The sequence below is a fragment of the Stenotrophomonas sp. CS3K5 genome, from assembly GCF_059515225.1.
In genome coordinates, this window is record NZ_JCAKRX010000002.1 from 56,876 (window position 1) to 72,689 (window position 15,814).

Below are 15,814 nucleotides of genomic sequence, written 5' to 3' on the forward strand. Positions count from 1 at the left end.
GGGGCGTAGCTGCGATCGGCGGCGGCGGAAGCATTCAGTGTTCCTTCGAATGCGTGGCATCCATATATTTCGTTGGCCGATGGCCGCCGTGGCGCGCACGATAACGTCCATTGACTAGGCTTTCCCGGGAGTTCCCGATGACCCTGCAGTTCGTCCACGGTGGCGTCGACCGCGATGGCGCACCGCTGCATTTCCATATCCGTGATGGCCGCATCCGCGATCTCAATGGTGCCGCGCAGGCCTCCGAAGGTGCGGAATGCGTCGATCTGACCGGCTTCAGCGTCCTGCCCGGCCTGGTCGATGGCCATATCCACCTGGACAAGAGCTTTGTCGGTGACCGTTGGCATTCGCATCAACCGGTCAACACGCTGCGCGAGCGGCTGGCGGTGGAGAAGGCTGCACTGGCCACCGCCGCACCGATGGCCGATCGTGCCGAAGCCCTGATCCGCCAGTGCAGCGGTTTCGGCACGGTGGCCATGCGCTGCCACGTCGATGTCGATGGCAGCACCGGCCTGCACCATCTGCAGGCGGTGCGCGAGGCGGCACTGCGCTGCGCTGACATCATGCGCATCCAGCTGGTGGCGTTCCCGCAAGCCGGGGTGATGTCCCGTGCGGGTACGGCGGCGGTACTGGAACAGGCCCTGGCGGCGGGCGTGGAAGTGCTCGGTGGCATCGACCCGACCACGCTGGACGGCGACGCCGAAGGCCAGCTGGCGCTGCTGTTCGGGCTGGCCGAGCGCTATGCGGTGCAGCTGGACATCCATCTGCATGAGCCAGGTGAGACCGGACTGGCCCAGCTGCTGCGCATCGCCGCGCGTACCCGTGCCGCAGGCCTGCAGGGGCGGGTGGCGGTCAGCCATGCGTACGCACTGGGCGAGGTGCCGTTGGCGCGCGCGCTGCAGGTGGGCGAGGCGCTGGCCACGGCCGGCGTTTCCATCATGAGCAATGCACCGGGTGACCATCCGTTCCCTCCGTTGCGCGCGCTGCATCACGCCGGCGTGCGCGTGTTCGCCGGCAACGACAACATCCGCGACTGCTGGTGGCCGTATGGCAATGGCGATCTGCTGCAGCGGGCGATGCTGCTCGGTTACCGCTCCGGGTTCTACACCGACACCGACTTGATGCTGGCGCTGGACATGGTCAGCACCCACGCCGCGCAGGTGATCGGCCTGCCGCAGCATGGCGTGGCCGAAGGCCTGCCGGCGACCTTCGTGGCGGTACGCGCCGACCATGGTCCAGCGGCGGTGGCAGGGGTGCCGGTGGAACGCCGCGTGGTGATCGACGGGCGCTGGCAGTAGACCGCACAGCGCGGTCAATCCGGTTCGCGCTGCACCTGGCGCCACAGCTCGCTGGCCAGCGCACGCACCGCGTCATCCGCGTCGGCGCGATGCAGCAGGCCGATCTCGTAGTTGTCGATCACCGGCAGGTCGCGTTCTCCATCGATGATGCGGTGCTCGCGGCTGACCGCGCGGCGCGGCAACAGGCTGATGCCGATGCCATCGGCCACCGCGCCCTGGATGCCGCTGAGCGAGGAGCTGGTGAAGGCGATGCGCCAGCGCAGGCCCAGCGCTTCCACCGCGTGGATCATCTCGTCGCGGTACAGCCCGCGCGGCGGGAAGGTGACCAGCGGCAGCGGGTCCTGCAGCAGGCAGCTGCTGCGCAGGCTGTCGATCCAGTGCATCGGTTCGCGCCGGCAATGCACGGCCTGGCGGCTGTTGCGGCGTTGCTTGACCAGCACCAGGTCCAGTTCGCCATGGTCGAAGCCGTGGGCCAGGTCGCGGCTGAGGCCGCTACTGATTTCCAGCTTGACCTGCGGGTGGCGGCGGCTGAAGGCCGCCAGCATCCGCGTGGTCTGCGCGTTGACGAAGTCCTCCGGCACGCCGATGCGGACGGCGGTTTCCACGGTGGCGCCGGCCAGGGCCTGGGCCATTTCCTCGTTCAGGTCGAGCATGCGCCGCGCGTAGCCGAGCAGGGTGTGGCCGGCGTCGGTCGGGTGCACGTCGCGGTGGCCGCGTTCGAGCAGGCGATGCCCGGCCAGTTCCTCCAAACGCCGCACCTTCTGGCTGACCGTGGACTGGGTCGAATGCAGGCGCGTGGCGGCTGTGGTGAAGCTGCCGCAGTCGGCCACCATCACCAGCGCCCGCAGCAGGTCCAGCTCGAACAGTGTTCTATTCGATTTGGCACTGTCTGGCATTTGAACATTTCACTTCTGGATACCCGGGCCGACTTCTACCATGCGGGACAACGACCGGCAATGCCCGGCCATCGCGCGCGCCGCGCGGTACCGGCCAGGAGGAGACACCGACATGCGCTTTCATCGTTGCCCTGCCTGGCTGGCGCCGTTGCCGCGTGTGCTGCTGTTGTGCCTGCTGGCTCTGGTGACTCCCGCCTGCACCGCCACCTCCAGGGCCGAGGCCGATGCCCAGCTGCGCGATGCCGCCCGCCGTGGCGATGCCGGGGCCGTGCGCGAGGCGATCACGCAGGGCGCTGATCTGGAGGCCCGCGACGGGCAGGGGCGCACCGCACTGCTGCTGGCTACCCATGGCAACAACGTGGATGCCGCGCGTGAACTGATCGAGGCCGGGGCCGACGTCAACGCCAAGGATGCGTTGCAGGACAGCGCCTACCTGTATGCCGGCGCGCGTGGCCTCGATGAGATCCTGGTGATGACCCTGGCGCACGGCGCCGACCTGCGCAGCACCAACCGCTATGGCGGCACCGCGCTGATTCCGGCAGCCGAGTGCGGCCACGTCGCCACCGTGCGCACGCTGCTGCGCGCAGGCGTGGCGGTAGATCATGTCAACCGCCTGGGCTGGACCGCACTGCTGGAAGCGATCCTGCTCGGCGATGGCGGGCCGCGTCATGTGCAGATCGTGCAGCTGCTGCTGGACGGCGGCGCCGACCCCGAGCTGGCCGATGGCGATGGCGTGACCCCATTGGCCCACGCGCGTCAGCGTGGCTACTCGCAGATTGAAACCCTGCTGCGCCAGCACGGCGCGGCACGCTGAAGTCCGACCCCTTCCACCCTGCACGCTGGCCGTGCCCACCAGGATGCTGTCCATGTTCCGTTACCGTCCGCTGTCCTTCGCCCTTCTTCTTGCTGTTGCACCGCTGTCGGCTGCAGCGGCCGAGCGCGCCGACCTGCTGATCCGCAATGCCACCGTGGTCGATGTCGAGCACGCCCGCAGCCTGGCGGGGCAGAGCGTGGTGATCCGTGGCGAGGACATCGTCGCGGTCGGCCCGGACGCGCAGCTGCGTACCCAGTGGAAGACCGCCCGCCAGATCGATGCGCAGGGCAAGTACCTGATTCCCGGCCTGTGGGACATGCATGTGCACTTCGGCGGTGGCCCGGCGTTGATCGAAGAGAACAAGGCGCTGCTGCCGCTGTATATCGCCCATGGCATCACCACCGTGCGTGACTGCTCCGGCGACCTGCCCGAGCAGGTGCTGCAATGGCGTGGCGAGATCGCCAGGGGCACGCTGTTCGGCCCGCGCCTGCTCAGCTCGGGCGCGAAGATCGAAGGCATCAAGCCGGTCTGGAAGGGCACGATCGAAGTGGGCAGCGAGGGCGATGTGGACAAGGCCATCACCCGCCTGCAGCACGACAAGGTCGATTTCGTGAAGATCACCGACAGCACGCTGAAGCCGGAACTGTTCCTGTACTCGGCCAGCGCCGCGCGCAAGGCCGGCTTCAAGGCCTCAGGCCATATTCCGATGGCACTGACCGTGGAGCAGGCGGTCGATGCCGGCCTGGCCTCGATCGAGCATCTGGACTACGCATTCAAGGCCGGCAGCAAGGACGAGGCGCAGATCGCCGCTGACTTCGGTGCCGGCCGCATCGACCGTGCTGAAGCCAACCGCCGGCTCGACGCCAGTTTCGACCGCGACACCGCGATGCACGCCTATCGTGATTTCGCCAAGCGTGGTGTGTTCGTCACCCCCACGCTCAACGGTGGCCGCATCCTCGACTTCCTCGACCAGGATGACCATGCCAACGATCCGTACCTGGCCTACATCGGCCCGGGCCTGCGCGCGACCTACCAATGGCGCGTGGACCGTGCGGCCAAGGCCACGCCGGCACAGATCGAAGCCCGGCACGCGCAGTACCACCAGGTGGCGGCGGTGCTGCCGCTGCTGCAGGAGGCCGGTGTGACGATCATCGCCGGCACCGATGCCGGCTTCCTCAACTCATACAATTTCCCGGGCATCGCCCTGCACCAGGAACTGCAGCTGTTCGTGAAGGAGGGCCTGAGCGCACCGCAGGCACTGTCGGCGGCAACCCGTTCCGGTCCGGCCTGGTTCGGACAGATGGATCGCTACGGCGGCATCGCGCAGGGCAAGGCGGCCGACCTGGTGCTGCTGACCGCCAATCCGCTGCGGGACATCGCCGCCACCGAAAAGATCGACAGCGTGATCCTGCGCGGCAACGTGTATGACCGAGCAGCGCTGGACAAGATGCTGGCCGATACCAAGGCCAAGGTGGCCGCCTGGAATGCCGAGTCTGCCAAGGCAAACTGATGGCCCTGGGGTCGGATCCCCTTCTTTCGGAAAGGGATCCGCCCCCCTCATCGATTGACGCCCTTGCTTCCGGCACGGGAAGGATCGGGCACGGGCGCCTAGCATGGTGGCCGGTTCCCGTTCGACGCCGTGCATGTCCGTTGCCCCCGCCTGTGTGTTGCCTGCCCCCGAAGCACCGTTGTCGTTGCCGCGCCCACGCGTGGTCATGCTGGGGTTGTGGGCGCTGCTGATCGCCACCGCGGTGCCGGCGGTGCACCTGAGCCAGCAACCGGGTGGCCTGGTGCCAGCGGCGTTGTTCATCGTCGGTGCCGAGCTGCCCTGGATGCTGGCGACGCCGGCGCTGTGGGCGGCCTGCCGGCGCTGGCCCCTGCCGGGACGGCGCCCCCTGATCGGCTGGTTGTTGCTGGGCCTGCTGCTGACACCGGCATTGACTGCGCTGGGCTGGGGGCTGGGCCATCTGCTGCTGCAGCTGTGGCAGGCGCAGCCGCTGCCGTCGTCGCGCCAGGTGGCCCGAGCAATCGGCATTACCACGCTGTTCGCCTTTCCCACCTTCATCGCAGTGGCCGGTACCGGTCACGGCCTGGCCTGGTTGCAGCGGCTGAACGCACAATCGCAGGCCCTGCGGCTGGCCCGCGAAGTCGCACTGCGTCAACACCTCCAGCACCATTTCCTGTTCAACGCGCTCAATGCCATCGGTGGCCTGGCGCTGCTGCGTCCACTGGCGGCGGACGCGGCCCTGGTGCAGTTGTCCTCGTTGCTGCGCGACACCCTGCAATGCCCGGCGCAACGTCCGCTGGCGGATGAGCTGGGCGCTGCACAGGATTACGTGGCCCTGCAGTCGCTGTTGCATGACGAGGCGTTGCATCTGCACCTGCAGGCCAGCGCCGAGGCCCTGCACTGGCCGGTGCCGGGGCTGCTGCTGCAGCCGCTGATCGAGAACGCGGTGCTGCACAGTGGCTGGCAGGCGGGAGACCCGCTGCTGCAGATCGAACTGACAGCGGAGGTGCAGGGCAGCGTGCTGGAGGTGTTCGTGTTCAATCCCTGCCTGCGTGCTGCGCGCAACGAAGGCCTCGGCAGTGGCCTGGCCACACTGCAGCGCAGGTTGGCGATGATCGGTGGCCATCTGCAGGCCGGCCACAGCGGCAGCGGCTACAGGGTCTGCCTGTTCCTGCCGGAACAAGCGGCATGATGCGCCCATTGAGCGTGCTGCTGGTGGATGACGTGGCATTGGCACGTCACCGCCTGCGTGAGTTGCTGGCGCACATTCCGCAGGTCAGGGTCGATGCTGAAGCGGCCAGCGTGGACCAGGCGCGACAGCGGCTGCTGGGGCGACGCTTCGATCTGTTGCTGCTGGATCTGGTACTGCCCGATGGCCGCGGCTGGGAATTGCCGGCGCAGCAGCCTGCGCTGGCCGCGCACACCATCTTCGTGACGGCGCTGCCACAGCATGCGCTGCAGGCCTTTGAACTGGGGGTGGCCGACTATCTGCTCAAGCCGGTCGCGCTGCCACGACTACAGGAAGCGATCACGCGGGTGCGTCGCCTGGCCGGGCTGCTCGACGATGGGCAGGCCAACACGCAGGTTCTGGCCGTGCCGGCCGTGGGTGGAACGCAGTACGTACCGTTGGCGCAGATCGACTACATCGACATGGCCGGGCACTATGCGTGCGTCCACGTCGGGCAGCGCCTGCATCTGCTGCGCGAGACGATCGCGCGGTTGGCCGAGCGCCTGGCGCCGGGCGGCCTGCTGCGCGTGCATCGCTCGGTGCTGGTCAATCCGTTGCGCGTGCAGGGCGTGGTCGAGCGTCACAACGGGGATGCGCTGCTTGAGCTGGCCGGAGGCGTGCAGGTGCCGGTCAGTCGCAGCTATCGCACCGCCTTGGCGTCCGCTCTGGAGGCGCGGCTGAAACACGGTTGAGGCCAGCCGCGGCACGGTTGGAACCATCGACGCCGGTTCCTGCGGTACATGCCGCTCCCTCCGGGCACCCTATCCCTTTTACGGACGAGGGCAGGACATGCGGAAACGAGCGGGGTGGGGGTGGTTGCTGTGTGCGCTGGCGATCCCGGCGATGGCCGATGTCCGCGTTGAGGTTGATGACCAGCACGGGCGTGCCGATCGTATTCCGGTGATCAAGGTCGAGGGCCTTGCCGTCGCCGAGACGGTGCGCCTGCGCCTGTCGATGCAGGACAGCCGGGGCCAGCGCTGGCAGTCGGAGGCCGTGCTGCGTGCCGATCTGCGTGGCCGGGTCGATACCACCGGCAGCGGATCGGAGCAGGGAAGCTACCGGGGCATCGATGCGGGCGGACTGATCTGGTCGATGCAGCCGCAGCAGGGGCGCGCCAGTGCACTGCCGCTGCATTGGCAACGCGCGGCCGATGGCATGGGCTTCCTGCCGCAGACGTTCGAACTGGAAGTGGAGCAGGCCGGTTCAGTCGTTGCACGGCAGACCCTGCAACGTCACCTGATGCTGCCTGGGGTGCGGGTGCAACGGGTCGATATCGGCGGGCGCGAGGCGCATCTGTACCTGCCAGCGGACAGGCCCGCCCGGACACGAGGGCCGGCGCTGGTGACGCTGGGTGGCGCGGAAGGCGGCTTCGAGGGCGGCGACCAGTACGCCGCCTGGTTGGCCAGCAATGGCTACATCGCCGTGTCGATTGCCTGGTATCGCGGGCCCGGTGTGCCCAAGGACCTGATTGACGTGCCGCTGGAGACCATCGCTGATGCGGTGCGCTGGCTTCAGCGGCAGCCTGGCGTGGATCCACAAAGGGTCGGTCTGCTGGGCGGTTCCTGGGGCGGGATTGCGACCATGGCCACCGCCGTCCATCTGCCCACGCTGCGTGCGGCGGTGTCCTGGGTGGGCAGTCCGGCTCCGTTCCGTGGCATTGCGCGCGACGTTGCCCCGGCCGATTTCAGGGCCGTGGATCGCTCACCCCTGAGTTGGCAGGGCAAACCGCTGGCGTGGCTGCCGTATCGGGAGGAAGTGGACTGGGGACGACCGGGGCCGCAGTGGGCGCCGGCATTGCAGGCGGCGATGCTCCCGATCGAAACGATCGCCGCACGGACGCTGTGGGTTGGAGGCGGCGATGACCGCCTGGGCGACTCCGGCGTGATGATGGCCGTTGCCCAGCGTCGGTTGGCCGAGGCAGGGCGAGGTGATCGCGACCGGTTCCTCTACTACCCCGATGCGGGACATCTGATCACGCCCATTCTGCAGCCGAGTTCCCATCGCCATGACGTGGGTCCGTTCCTTGAAGTCGGGGGCACCGCCGAAGGCCATGCGCGCGCCGACCGTGAAGTGGGCCCGGCCGTGCTGGCGTTCCTGGCCGAGGCGTTGTGAGCGGGCGCTAATGCGGTGCCGGCCGCATTCCGTGCAGCTGCGGCAGTGCGGCCTTCATCGCATCGATGAAGGCGCGCAGCCGTGGCGGCTGCTGGCGCGCGGCAGGAAACACCACGTGGACCGGCAGTGCCGGCGCCTGCCAGTCCGGCAGCAGCTGCACCAGGCGCCCTTGTGCCAGGTCCTCGGCGACCAGCCAGGCCGAGACCACGGCCGCGCCCAACCCGGCGCGCGCGGCCTGCTGCACCACGAACAGATTGTCGCTGAGCAGGCGTGGGCTGATCGAAAGGGTGTGCGCACGCCCCTGCGCGTCGTGCAGCAACAGGCGTTCGCGGTAGTAGGTGACCAGCGAGATCCACGGCAGGGACTGCGCCTGTTCCGGCGAACTCACCGCCGTGTCCTGCACCAGCGACGGCGCCGCTACGACGATGCGCGGCACCTCGGCCAGTGGCAGTGCCACCATGCGTGGTTCGTCGACCGGGCCCACCCGCACCGCGCAGTCGATGCCTTCTGCGATGAAGTCCGGGCGCCGGTCTTCCAGGATCCACTCCAGGCTCAGCTGCGGGTGCCGGGCGAGGAAGGCCAGCATGGTCGGCAGCAGCTGCGCCTGGCCAAAGGCATGCGGCACCATCACCCGCAGGCGTCCGCGCAGCGTTTCTGGTTCGCCCTGGAGTTCGGCCTGCAGCGACTCCCATTCGTCAACCACGCGTTGCGCATGGCGCTGGCAGCGCAGGCCATCTTCAGTCAGCTGCAGGCCGTGGGTGGAGCGCTGCAGCAGGCGCAGGCCCAGCTGCCGCTCCAGTGCCTGCAGGCGGCGGCTGACGGTGGGCTGGGTGGTACCCAGCTGCACGGCCGCGGCCGACAGGCTGCCCGCATCGATGATGCGCAGGAAGGTACGCAGCAGGTCCAGGCGATCGGCGCCGGTGGCGAGGTCAGTCATGCGTAAGAGGTATGAAAGGTATGTGATCCAGCCTACTACAGACGTTGGATGAATACCGGCACGATACGCCCACTTCTCCCACGGAACTGCCCCCATGTCTACCCCCTCGCTGTCCGTTGCCGCCGTGCCCGCGGCCGCACCGTCCACCCCCTTGGTGTTGGCGATGGCGGCCGGCGCCGGCTTCTCGGTGGCCTCGCTCTACTACAGCCAACCGATGCTGGGCCTGATCGCCCAGGATCTCGGCGCGGGGGAGCGCGCGGCCGGCCTGGTGCCGACCCTGACCCAGCTGGGGTATGCGCTGGGCATCCTGCTGCTGGCACCGTTGGGTGACCGTTTCGACCGCCGCACCCTGATTCTGTTGAAGTCCGCGCTGCTGGCACTGGCATTGGGCGCGGCAGCGATGGCCGGGCACCTACCGGGCCTGCTGATGGCCAGCCTGCTGGTGGGCCTGATGGCCACGCTGGCGCAGGACATCGTGCCAGCCGCTGCGGTGCTGGCGCCGGATGCGCAGCGCGGGCAGATCGTCGGCCGGGTGATGACCGGCCTGTTGCTTGGCATCCTGCTGTCACGGGTGGTCAGTGGCGTGGTGGCCGAGGCGTGGGGCTGGCGTACCCAGTTCGTGCTGGCTGCGTTGTCGGTGGCGGCGATGGGTTCGGTGATGGCGCGCGCACTGCCGCGTTTCGCACCGACCACTACGTTGCGCTACCCAGCGCTGCTGGGCTCGTTGCTGGCGTTGTGGCGCGAGCAGCCGCAGCTGCGCCGCGCGGTGGCCAGCCAGTCGTTGCTGGCCGTGGGCTTCAGCGCGTTCTGGTCGACCCTGGCGCTGATGTTGCACGCCCGCCTGGGGCTGGGCAGCGCGGCGGCAGGTGCATTCGGCATTGCCGGTGCGGCTGGTGCGCTGGCCGCACCGTTCGCCGGCCGCTTCGCCGATCGATTGGGGTGTCCCGCGGTGGCGCGGCTGGCGATCGCGGTGGCGCTGCTGGGTTTCGGCCTGCTGCTGGCCGAGACCTGGCTGCCGGCCGCGGCGCTGCTGCCGCTGCTGGTGGTGAGCGCGCTGCTGTTTGACTTCGGGTTCCAGTCGGCGCTGGTGGCGCACCAGACGCTGGTCTATGGCCTGGTGCCGTCGGCACGCAGTCGCCTCAATGCGCTGCTGTTCACGGGCATGTTCATCGGTATGGCGGCCGGTGGCGCGCTGGGTAGCCTGGCGCTGGCGCAGTGGGGATGGCACGGCGTGGCCTGGCTGGCGGTGGTGTGTGCAGGCAGCAGTCTGCTGCTGCGTTTGAAGTAGCGGGTGTTTGGTAGGCCTTGCAGTCCTGCCGACCCCCCCCCCCTAATCGTGACCGCTGTCGTCCAGGCTGATGATGCCGCGCCGCAGTGCCTTGGTGACTGCATGCGTGCGGTCACCGACGCCGAGCTTGTCCATCAGGCTCTTCATGTGCGCCTTTACGGTCTGCTCGGAAATCTGCATGCGCTCGCCGATGCGCTTGTTCGACAACCCGCCGGCCACGTGCCGCAGCACTTCGGTCTCGCGCGGGGATAACCGGTCTTCGACCACATGCGCGGCGATGCTGGCCGCCACGGCCGGCGGAATCGGCGCGCGGCGACCGCCCGCCACCATGCGGATCGTATCGACCAGCTCGTGGCGCAGCATGTCCTTCAGCAGATAGGCGCTGGCGCCGGCCTGCAGGGCGCGCACCGCGCGCACGTCACCGCGGTAGGTGGTCAGCACGATGATGCGCGCGCGTGGATCCATCGCACGGATCCGCACGATGGCTTCCACGCCATCCAGGCGCGGCATCTGCAGGTCCATCAACACCACGTCCGGCTGCAGCTGCTGGTAACGCGCGATGGCCTCTTCGCCATCGGCGGCTTCGCCGAGCAGGCGCAGGTCGGCGTGCGCGCCCAACAAGGCCGCCAGGCCGTCACGCAGCAACGGATGGTCATCCACCACCAGTACGCCGATCGGGGAAGGGGTCTCAGTCATGTTCAGGTCTGCTCCAGGGCCAGCGCCAACGTGGCGCGCGGCGGTGATACAAGCGTCGCGCCGGAACCGCCAGCGCCACTTCAGTGCCCAGCCCGGGACGGCTCCACAACCGCAGCTCGGCGCCGAGCCGCTGCGCGCGTTCACGCATACCCTGCAGGCCCCAGTGGCCATGCGCGGCGTTCTCATCGGCAATACCGACGCCATCATCGCGCACATGCAGCAGGAAGCAGCGCGTGCCGTAGGACAGCTCCACTTCGATCGCGCTGGCATGGGCATGACGCAAAGCATTGCGGATGGCCTCGCGGCCGATCAGGAACACTTCCTCGGCGGCATCGCTCTGCAGCGACGGCAGCGTACCTTCCACGGTCAGGCGCAGCGGATTGGTACCGTGCCCGGCGTACTCGGCATGCACGTCGGCCAGTGCCGAGGCCAGGTCGCGGCCGGCGAAGGGGCCGTCGCGCAGTGCATTGACCCGCTCGCGGCCCTCGGCCAGATTGCGTTCGGCCAGCTGCATCGCCGACTCCAGCTGGCTGCGCACCGGCTCGGGTGTCTGTGCTGACTGGCTGATCGCGTGCAGGCGCAGGATCAGGCCCTGGCTGCCCTGCAGCAGGGTGTCGTGCAGGTCGCGGGCGATGCGCTCGCGTTCGCCGTGGCGCTCCTGCAATCGTGCGCGGAACAGTGCCGCCAACTGGCCACTGCGGATGCGTACGGCCATCATCAGCAGCGTCAGCACGATGGCCGCGCACAACAGCTTGAACCACACGGTCTGCATGAAGGTGGGCGCGATACGGAAGCTGCGGCTGGCCGGCGCCGCACTCCAGATGCCGTCTTCATTGGCCGCTTCCACTTCAAAGCGGTAACTGCCCGGCGCCAGGTTGGTGTAGTACGCGCGCGCGCTGCTGCCGGCGTCCTGCCAGCCGTCATCGACGCCGGACAGGCGATAGCGGTAGCGGTTGCGCTCCGGGCGGGCCAGGGACAGGGCCACATAATCAATCTGCAGCTGGCTGGTGCCGGCCGGCAGGCGCAGACCGTCCCGCAAGGGCTGCTGCTCGCTGCCGTACAGCACGTCACCAATGCGCACGCTGGGGGCCATCGTGTTGACGTGCGAACGGGTGGTGTCCAGCCACGCCAGCCCCTGGTTGGTGGCCAGCCACAGCAGGCCGTCCGCCGACAACGTAGCGGTGGAGATCGGCCCACTCTGCAGCGCGATGCCGGGCATGCCGTCCACGGCATCGAACAGGCGCGGCGTCACCGGCAGCCCGGCACGCAGTGCGCGGCGCAGCTGCGCGCTCTCCAGCCGCACCAGGCCGCGGCTGCCGTTGAGCCACAGATGCCCGCGCGCATCGGCGACCATGCCGGTGATCCCTTCGAGCACGCCGGCCATGTCGGTGCGCACGGCAACGAATCGACCCTCGCCGACGCGCGCGGCCAGTCCGGCTTCCCCGGCCACCAGCAGCAGGTCCTGGTGCTGCAGCACGGCGGTCACCGGCCCTACCGAAAGACCCTGTGCGCTGCCGAAGGTGTCGATGGCCGTCGGGCCCATCCGACGCAGGCCACCATCGGCATAGCCCAGCAGCAGTTGCCCGTGGGCATCCAGGCCCAGCGAGGAGCAGGCCTGCTCGGGCAGGCGCCGCTCGCGTTGCCACTGGCCGGCCTGGTAGTGCAGCACGCCGCGCTCGCCGGTGCATACCCAGGCCTGCGCATCATCAGGAAACAGCAGCGCATGCAGGGGCTGGCCGGTGAACGGTGCGGGCAGCGGAATCAGTGTGGTACGGCCGCCCTGGGTGCGGGCGAGATTGATCCAGTCGAACTGCCAGATCGGTGTGGGCGCCTGCCGCGCAGCGGCCTGCAGCTGCGCGGCACTGCCTTGCAGAAGACTGCGGCGCAGGTCGTAAGGTTTGAGGTCTTCGCCGTAGCCATACACCCGGCCGTCACTGGCGCGCACCAGCGAGCGGTAGGGATCGCTGGGGCCGACCGTGAGGGTGTGCACGCTGCGCGCGCGGAAGCGGTTGAGGCCCAGATTGGTGCCGACCCAGAGGTTGCCCTCGCGGTCGGCGATGATCGGTACGGCCGAGGTGGCAGTGAGCCCGTGCGGCGAATCGAAACGTTCCATGCGTACGGCCTGGGTGCCTTCGAAGGTGACCCGGGCCACACCGCCGTGCGGGCTCATCGTGGCCCACAGGGCTCCGTCGGCGGTGAACTGGAGGCGGGCCGCGACCAGCTCCGGCAGGCGTCGCGCCTCGCGCTCGCGCTCGGGCAGCACGCCCTGCGCGTTGGCCAGCGGCGAGGTGCCGCGGATGCGGTCGGCCAGCCACACCTCACCGCTCGGGCTTTCCTCCAGCGTCGCCATCTGCGAGACCGCGATGCCGGTGTCGACGAAGGCTGACTGCTGTGGCCGGCGCATCCAGATCCTGAGGTTGGCCAGGACCCAGAAAGTGCCGCGACTGTCGTGCAGCACCCATTGCACGCGGCGTTCCGGCAGGCCGGCACTGCTCGGCAGAGGCTGCCAGTGTTGGCCGTCGAACCAGCGCAGTCCGCCGTTGATCGCGGCCCACAGCCGGCCATCGCGATCCTGGCTGAAATGCGGCACCACCCCGACCGGCACGCCCTGTGGCCGGCCGTAGTTGTGCAGCTGGCCGCCGGCGAGCTGGCTGATGCCGGCCTGGAAGTAGCCGATCCACATCGTGTCATCGCGGCCGACGGCCAGGGTGACCATGTTGGTGGACGGGAAGCGGTTGCCCACGGGGGGCGACTGCCGCTCGAAGCGGCGCCCGTCAAAGCGGTACAGGCCAGAACCGGTGGCCAACCACAGCAGCCCATCGTGGTCCTGGGCGATGTCCCAGATATCACCGGGCGCGCCCTGGCCGACCCGCCACGCAGTGTGCTCGTAGCCGGGCAGCCCGCTGCCCGACAGCGGATGCTGCACGGCGAGCGCGGGCAGGGCAGTCAACAGCAGCAGGCACGTCAGCAGCGCCGGCAGGCGACGCAGGAACGGGAAGGGGCGGCCACGCATGAGGCGCATTCTGGCAGGTGCGGGGCAGGCCGGGGTGACCCTAACGGGGTAAGCGTGGCGCGTCTGCATGGGCTATCACGCCGGCATGCCCCATGGAGCGCGGCGATGCAGCGCCTGTTCGTGATGTTTCCCGACCGTGGCCCGGGCGTCGGCCTGCTGTGGTTGCGGTTGTGCGTGGCCGCCACCCTGTGCCTGCCTGGAACGCAGGGCGGATGGCTGGCGCTGCTATGGCTGCTGGCGGCGGCGATGCTGGTGCTGGGCGTGTTGACCCCGTTGGCGGCTGCGCTGGCTGTCCTTGGCCTGCAGGCGCAGGCGGTGCCATGGCCGGTGGCGCTGACGCCGCTGGCCCTGCTGCCGCTCGGGCCCGGTGCCTATTCGCTGGACGCGCGATGGTTCGGGCGCCGCGTGCTCGGCCGTCGGCCTCCCCCATTCGGGTAAGTGCCGGACCCGACCGTCGGGGGTAGGGCGTCAAGCCGACGCCACGCACCATGGGCCACCCCCTCGCGGCATCCCCGATGGCTATCGCTTCTCCACCGGTTTCGCCCGCCGTTGCCTTGTCTCCGCACCAGATGGCGGCATTGCAGCGTGCGCTGCGTTATGTCGATGAGCATCTGTCGCAGCCCCTGCGGGTGACCGAACTGGCCGAAGCGGCCTGCGTCAGCCGTTTCCATCTGGTTCGGCTGTTCCGCATCGGGACCGGCGCCAGTCCGTTGCGCTATGTGCGGCGGCGGCGCATCGAGCGCGCCCGTCAGCTGCTTCCCTCCGCACAGCTGCCGATGTGCAGCCTGGCGCAGCAGCTGGGCTTCTTCGACCAGAGCCATTTCGTACGCAGTTTCCGCGCCGAGACCGGCTGCAGCCCCGGGCAGTACCTGGCCGGCGATGCCGGATTGCGTCTTCCTACCGACCACGTTTCCCACGGAGTCCACCCATGAACCCTGCCACCGCCACGCCCGCCCCGTCCCTGCTGTCGCCGAGCGACCATGCTCTGGTGCTGATCGACTTCCAGTCGCAGATGGCCTTTGCCACCCACACCATCGACATTTCCGCGCTGCGCAACAACGTCTCGCTGATCGGAAAGGGCGCCAAGGGTTTCAATGTTCCGGTGGTGTTGACCACCGTGGCCGAAGCCTCGTTCTCCGGCCCGATGTTCCCCGAGCTGCCGGCGATCTTCCCGAAGCAGCCGGTGTTCGACCGCACCTCGATGAACACCTGGGAAGACCAGCCGGTGATCGATGAGATCAACCGCATCGGCAAGCGTCGGCTGGTGATGGCCGGGCTGTGGACCAGTGTCTGCATCGTGGGCCCGGCCCTGTCGGCACTGGCGCAGGGCTTCGAGGTCTACGTGATCACCGATGCCTGCGGCGACGTCAGCGAGGAAGCGCACGAGCGCGCGATCACCCGCATGGTGCAGGCCGGTGCGGTGCCGATGACCAGTGTGCAGTACCTACTGGAGCTGCAGCGTGACTGGGCGCGGGGTGAAACCTACGCACTGACCACCGGCATCGCCGGTGACCACGCCGGCGGCTATGGCATCGGCATCCAGTACGCCAAGCGCATGTTCGGCGCGCAGGAAGGCGGGCACTGAGCATGATGGCCGGCCATGGCCTCGACCTGGCCCTGCTGATGCTGCGCGTGGTGGCGGGAGGCTTCCTGCTGCCGCATGCCCTGGGCAAGCTGTTGGGCTGGTGGGGCGGCCCGGGCCTGGCCGGCTTCGCGGCCGAGCTGCGCGGCTTCGGGTTGCCGGCGGCCGCACCATTGCCGTTGCTGCTGGCGTTGACACAGGTGTTGTCCGGCCTGGCGGTGCTGCTGGGCTGGCAGACCCGCATTGCCGCCCTGGCTGCCGCCGCCTTCATCGGCTTCACCGTACTGCTGGCCCTGCCCAAGGGCTGGTTCTGGATGCGCGGCGGCACGGAGTACCCGTTGATGTGGACGGCGGTCCTGCTGGCCCTGGCGCTGACCGGCCCCGGCGCCTGGGCGCTGGACGGCCAACGCCTTGCGGGAGATTTAGCATGAGTCACGATCCAT

At 68.9% G+C, this 15,814-nt stretch carries 15 protein-coding genes; 11 read left to right on the forward strand and 4 right to left on the reverse strand.

Features of this window, described 5'->3' with window-relative positions; translation table 11 throughout:
• Window positions 1-137: 137 nt before the first annotated feature.
• Window positions 138-1,298, forward strand: coding sequence for an amidohydrolase family protein (locus AC5YGJ_RS02865; RefSeq protein ID WP_496185644.1), 1,161 nt, complete (start codon window positions 138-140; stop codon window positions 1,296-1,298).
• A gap of 14 nt (window positions 1,299-1,312) precedes the next feature.
• Here AC5YGJ_RS02865 and AC5YGJ_RS02870 read toward each other — a convergent pair whose 3' ends face one another.
• Complete coding sequence (locus AC5YGJ_RS02870; RefSeq protein WP_107230837.1) at window positions 1,313-2,194, reverse strand: LysR substrate-binding domain-containing protein; 882 nt, start codon at window positions 2,192-2,194, stop codon at window positions 1,313-1,315.
• Between the two features lie 112 nt (window positions 2,195-2,306).
• Between AC5YGJ_RS02870 and AC5YGJ_RS02875 the strand changes: the two genes are divergently transcribed.
• The 5 genes from AC5YGJ_RS02875 to AC5YGJ_RS02895 all read left to right on the forward strand — a co-directional run bounded on the left by AC5YGJ_RS02875 (window position 2,307) and on the right by AC5YGJ_RS02895 (window position 7,855).
• Complete coding sequence (locus tag AC5YGJ_RS02875; protein WP_496185645.1) at window positions 2,307-3,008, forward strand: ankyrin repeat domain-containing protein; 702 nt, start codon at window positions 2,307-2,309, stop codon at window positions 3,006-3,008.
• A 52-nt stretch (window positions 3,009-3,060) separates the two neighbouring features.
• Complete coding sequence (locus AC5YGJ_RS02880) at window positions 3,061-4,518, forward strand: amidohydrolase family protein (RefSeq protein WP_496185646.1); 1,458 nt, start codon at window positions 3,061-3,063, stop codon at window positions 4,516-4,518.
• A 133-nt stretch (window positions 4,519-4,651) separates the two neighbouring features.
• Window positions 4,652-5,707 (forward strand): sensor histidine kinase, encoded by a 1,056-nt coding sequence (locus tag AC5YGJ_RS02885; RefSeq protein ID WP_496185647.1) that lies wholly within the window; start codon window positions 4,652-4,654, stop codon window positions 5,705-5,707.
• Window positions 5,704-6,435 (forward strand): LytR/AlgR family response regulator transcription factor, encoded by a 732-nt coding sequence (locus AC5YGJ_RS02890; protein WP_496185648.1) that lies wholly within the window; start codon window positions 5,704-5,706, stop codon window positions 6,433-6,435. Before AC5YGJ_RS02885 ends, AC5YGJ_RS02890 begins: the two co-directional genes overlap by 4 nt.
• A gap of 97 nt (window positions 6,436-6,532) precedes the next feature.
• Entirely contained in the window at window positions 6,533-7,855 is a 1,323-nt protein-coding gene (locus AC5YGJ_RS02895) for an acyl-CoA thioesterase/BAAT N-terminal domain-containing protein (RefSeq protein WP_496185649.1), read from the forward strand.
• Between the two features lie 7 nt (window positions 7,856-7,862).
• On the opposite strand, the gene AC5YGJ_RS02900 is transcribed toward AC5YGJ_RS02895, so the two are convergent.
• Window positions 7,863-8,792: a LysR family transcriptional regulator gene (locus tag AC5YGJ_RS02900; protein ID WP_309340519.1), complete on the reverse strand. Its 930-nt coding sequence runs from the start codon at window positions 8,790-8,792 to the stop codon at window positions 7,863-7,865.
• A gap of 94 nt (window positions 8,793-8,886) precedes the next feature.
• Here AC5YGJ_RS02900 and AC5YGJ_RS02905 point away from each other — a divergent pair, with 94 nt between their 5' ends.
• A complete protein-coding gene (locus tag AC5YGJ_RS02905) occupies window positions 8,887-10,080 on the forward strand; it encodes an MFS transporter (RefSeq protein ID WP_496185650.1) in 1,194 nt (397 codons plus the stop codon).
• A gap of 42 nt (window positions 10,081-10,122) precedes the next feature.
• On the opposite strand, the gene AC5YGJ_RS02910 is transcribed toward AC5YGJ_RS02905, so the two are convergent.
• Together AC5YGJ_RS02910 and AC5YGJ_RS02915 are read right to left on the reverse strand one after the other, a co-directional pair.
• Window positions 10,123-10,776, reverse strand: coding sequence for a response regulator (locus tag AC5YGJ_RS02910; protein ID WP_496185651.1), 654 nt, complete (start codon window positions 10,774-10,776; stop codon window positions 10,123-10,125).
• Window positions 10,769-13,798 carry a sensor histidine kinase gene (locus AC5YGJ_RS02915; protein ID WP_496185652.1) on the reverse strand — a complete coding sequence of 1,010 codons (3,030 nt, stop codon included), beginning with the start codon at window positions 13,796-13,798 and terminating at the stop codon, window positions 10,769-10,771. The genes AC5YGJ_RS02910 and AC5YGJ_RS02915 overlap by 8 nt, the downstream gene beginning before the upstream one ends.
• A gap of 96 nt (window positions 13,799-13,894) precedes the next feature.
• Between AC5YGJ_RS02915 and AC5YGJ_RS02920 the strand changes: the two genes are divergently transcribed.
• The 4 genes from AC5YGJ_RS02920 (at window position 13,895) to AC5YGJ_RS02935 (ending at window position 15,802) form a co-directional block, all read left to right on the forward strand.
• On the forward strand, window positions 13,895-14,227 hold the full coding sequence (locus AC5YGJ_RS02920; protein ID WP_496185653.1) for a hypothetical protein: 333 nt from the start codon (window positions 13,895-13,897) through the stop codon (window positions 14,225-14,227).
• Between the two features lie 77 nt (window positions 14,228-14,304).
• On the forward strand, window positions 14,305-14,721 hold the full coding sequence (locus tag AC5YGJ_RS02925) for a helix-turn-helix transcriptional regulator (RefSeq protein WP_496185654.1): 417 nt from the start codon (window positions 14,305-14,307) through the stop codon (window positions 14,719-14,721).
• Entirely contained in the window at window positions 14,718-15,374 is a 657-nt protein-coding gene (locus tag AC5YGJ_RS02930) for a hydrolase (protein WP_496185655.1), read from the forward strand. The genes AC5YGJ_RS02925 and AC5YGJ_RS02930 overlap by 4 nt, the downstream gene beginning before the upstream one ends.
• A gap of 2 nt (window positions 15,375-15,376) precedes the next feature.
• A complete protein-coding gene (locus AC5YGJ_RS02935; RefSeq protein WP_496185656.1) occupies window positions 15,377-15,802 on the forward strand; it encodes a DoxX family protein in 426 nt (141 codons plus the stop codon).
• Window positions 15,803-15,814: the final 12 nt, after the last annotated feature.

Coding starts and splice junctions, on each gene's coding strand:
- AC5YGJ_RS02895 (WP_496185649.1), top strand. CDS start 6,533: ATGCGGAAACGAGCGGGGTGGGGGTGGTTGCTGTGTGCGCTGGCGATC.
- AC5YGJ_RS02900 (WP_309340519.1), bottom strand. CDS start 8,792: ATGACTGACCTCGCCACCGGCGCCGATCGCCTGGACCTGCTGCGTACC.
- AC5YGJ_RS02925 (WP_496185654.1), top strand. CDS start 14,305: ATGGCTATCGCTTCTCCACCGGTTTCGCCCGCCGTTGCCTTGTCTCCG.
- AC5YGJ_RS02875 (WP_496185645.1), top strand. CDS start 2,307: ATGCGCTTTCATCGTTGCCCTGCCTGGCTGGCGCCGTTGCCGCGTGTG.
- AC5YGJ_RS02910 (WP_496185651.1), bottom strand. CDS start 10,776: ATGACTGAGACCCCTTCCCCGATCGGCGTACTGGTGGTGGATGACCAT.
- AC5YGJ_RS02905 (WP_496185650.1), top strand. CDS start 8,887: ATGTCTACCCCCTCGCTGTCCGTTGCCGCCGTGCCCGCGGCCGCACCG.
- AC5YGJ_RS02930 (WP_496185655.1), top strand. CDS start 14,718: ATGAACCCTGCCACCGCCACGCCCGCCCCGTCCCTGCTGTCGCCGAGC.
- AC5YGJ_RS02935 (WP_496185656.1), top strand. CDS start 15,377: ATGATGGCCGGCCATGGCCTCGACCTGGCCCTGCTGATGCTGCGCGTG.
- AC5YGJ_RS02865 (WP_496185644.1), top strand. CDS start 138: ATGACCCTGCAGTTCGTCCACGGTGGCGTCGACCGCGATGGCGCACCG.
- AC5YGJ_RS02885 (WP_496185647.1), top strand. CDS start 4,652: ATGTCCGTTGCCCCCGCCTGTGTGTTGCCTGCCCCCGAAGCACCGTTG.
- AC5YGJ_RS02870 (WP_107230837.1), bottom strand. CDS start 2,194: ATGCCAGACAGTGCCAAATCGAATAGAACACTGTTCGAGCTGGACCTG.
- AC5YGJ_RS02890 (WP_496185648.1), top strand. CDS start 5,704: ATGATGCGCCCATTGAGCGTGCTGCTGGTGGATGACGTGGCATTGGCA.
- AC5YGJ_RS02880 (WP_496185646.1), top strand. CDS start 3,061: ATGTTCCGTTACCGTCCGCTGTCCTTCGCCCTTCTTCTTGCTGTTGCA.
- AC5YGJ_RS02915 (WP_496185652.1), bottom strand. CDS start 13,798: ATGCGCCTCATGCGTGGCCGCCCCTTCCCGTTCCTGCGTCGCCTGCCG.
- AC5YGJ_RS02920 (WP_496185653.1), top strand. CDS start 13,895: ATGCAGCGCCTGTTCGTGATGTTTCCCGACCGTGGCCCGGGCGTCGGC.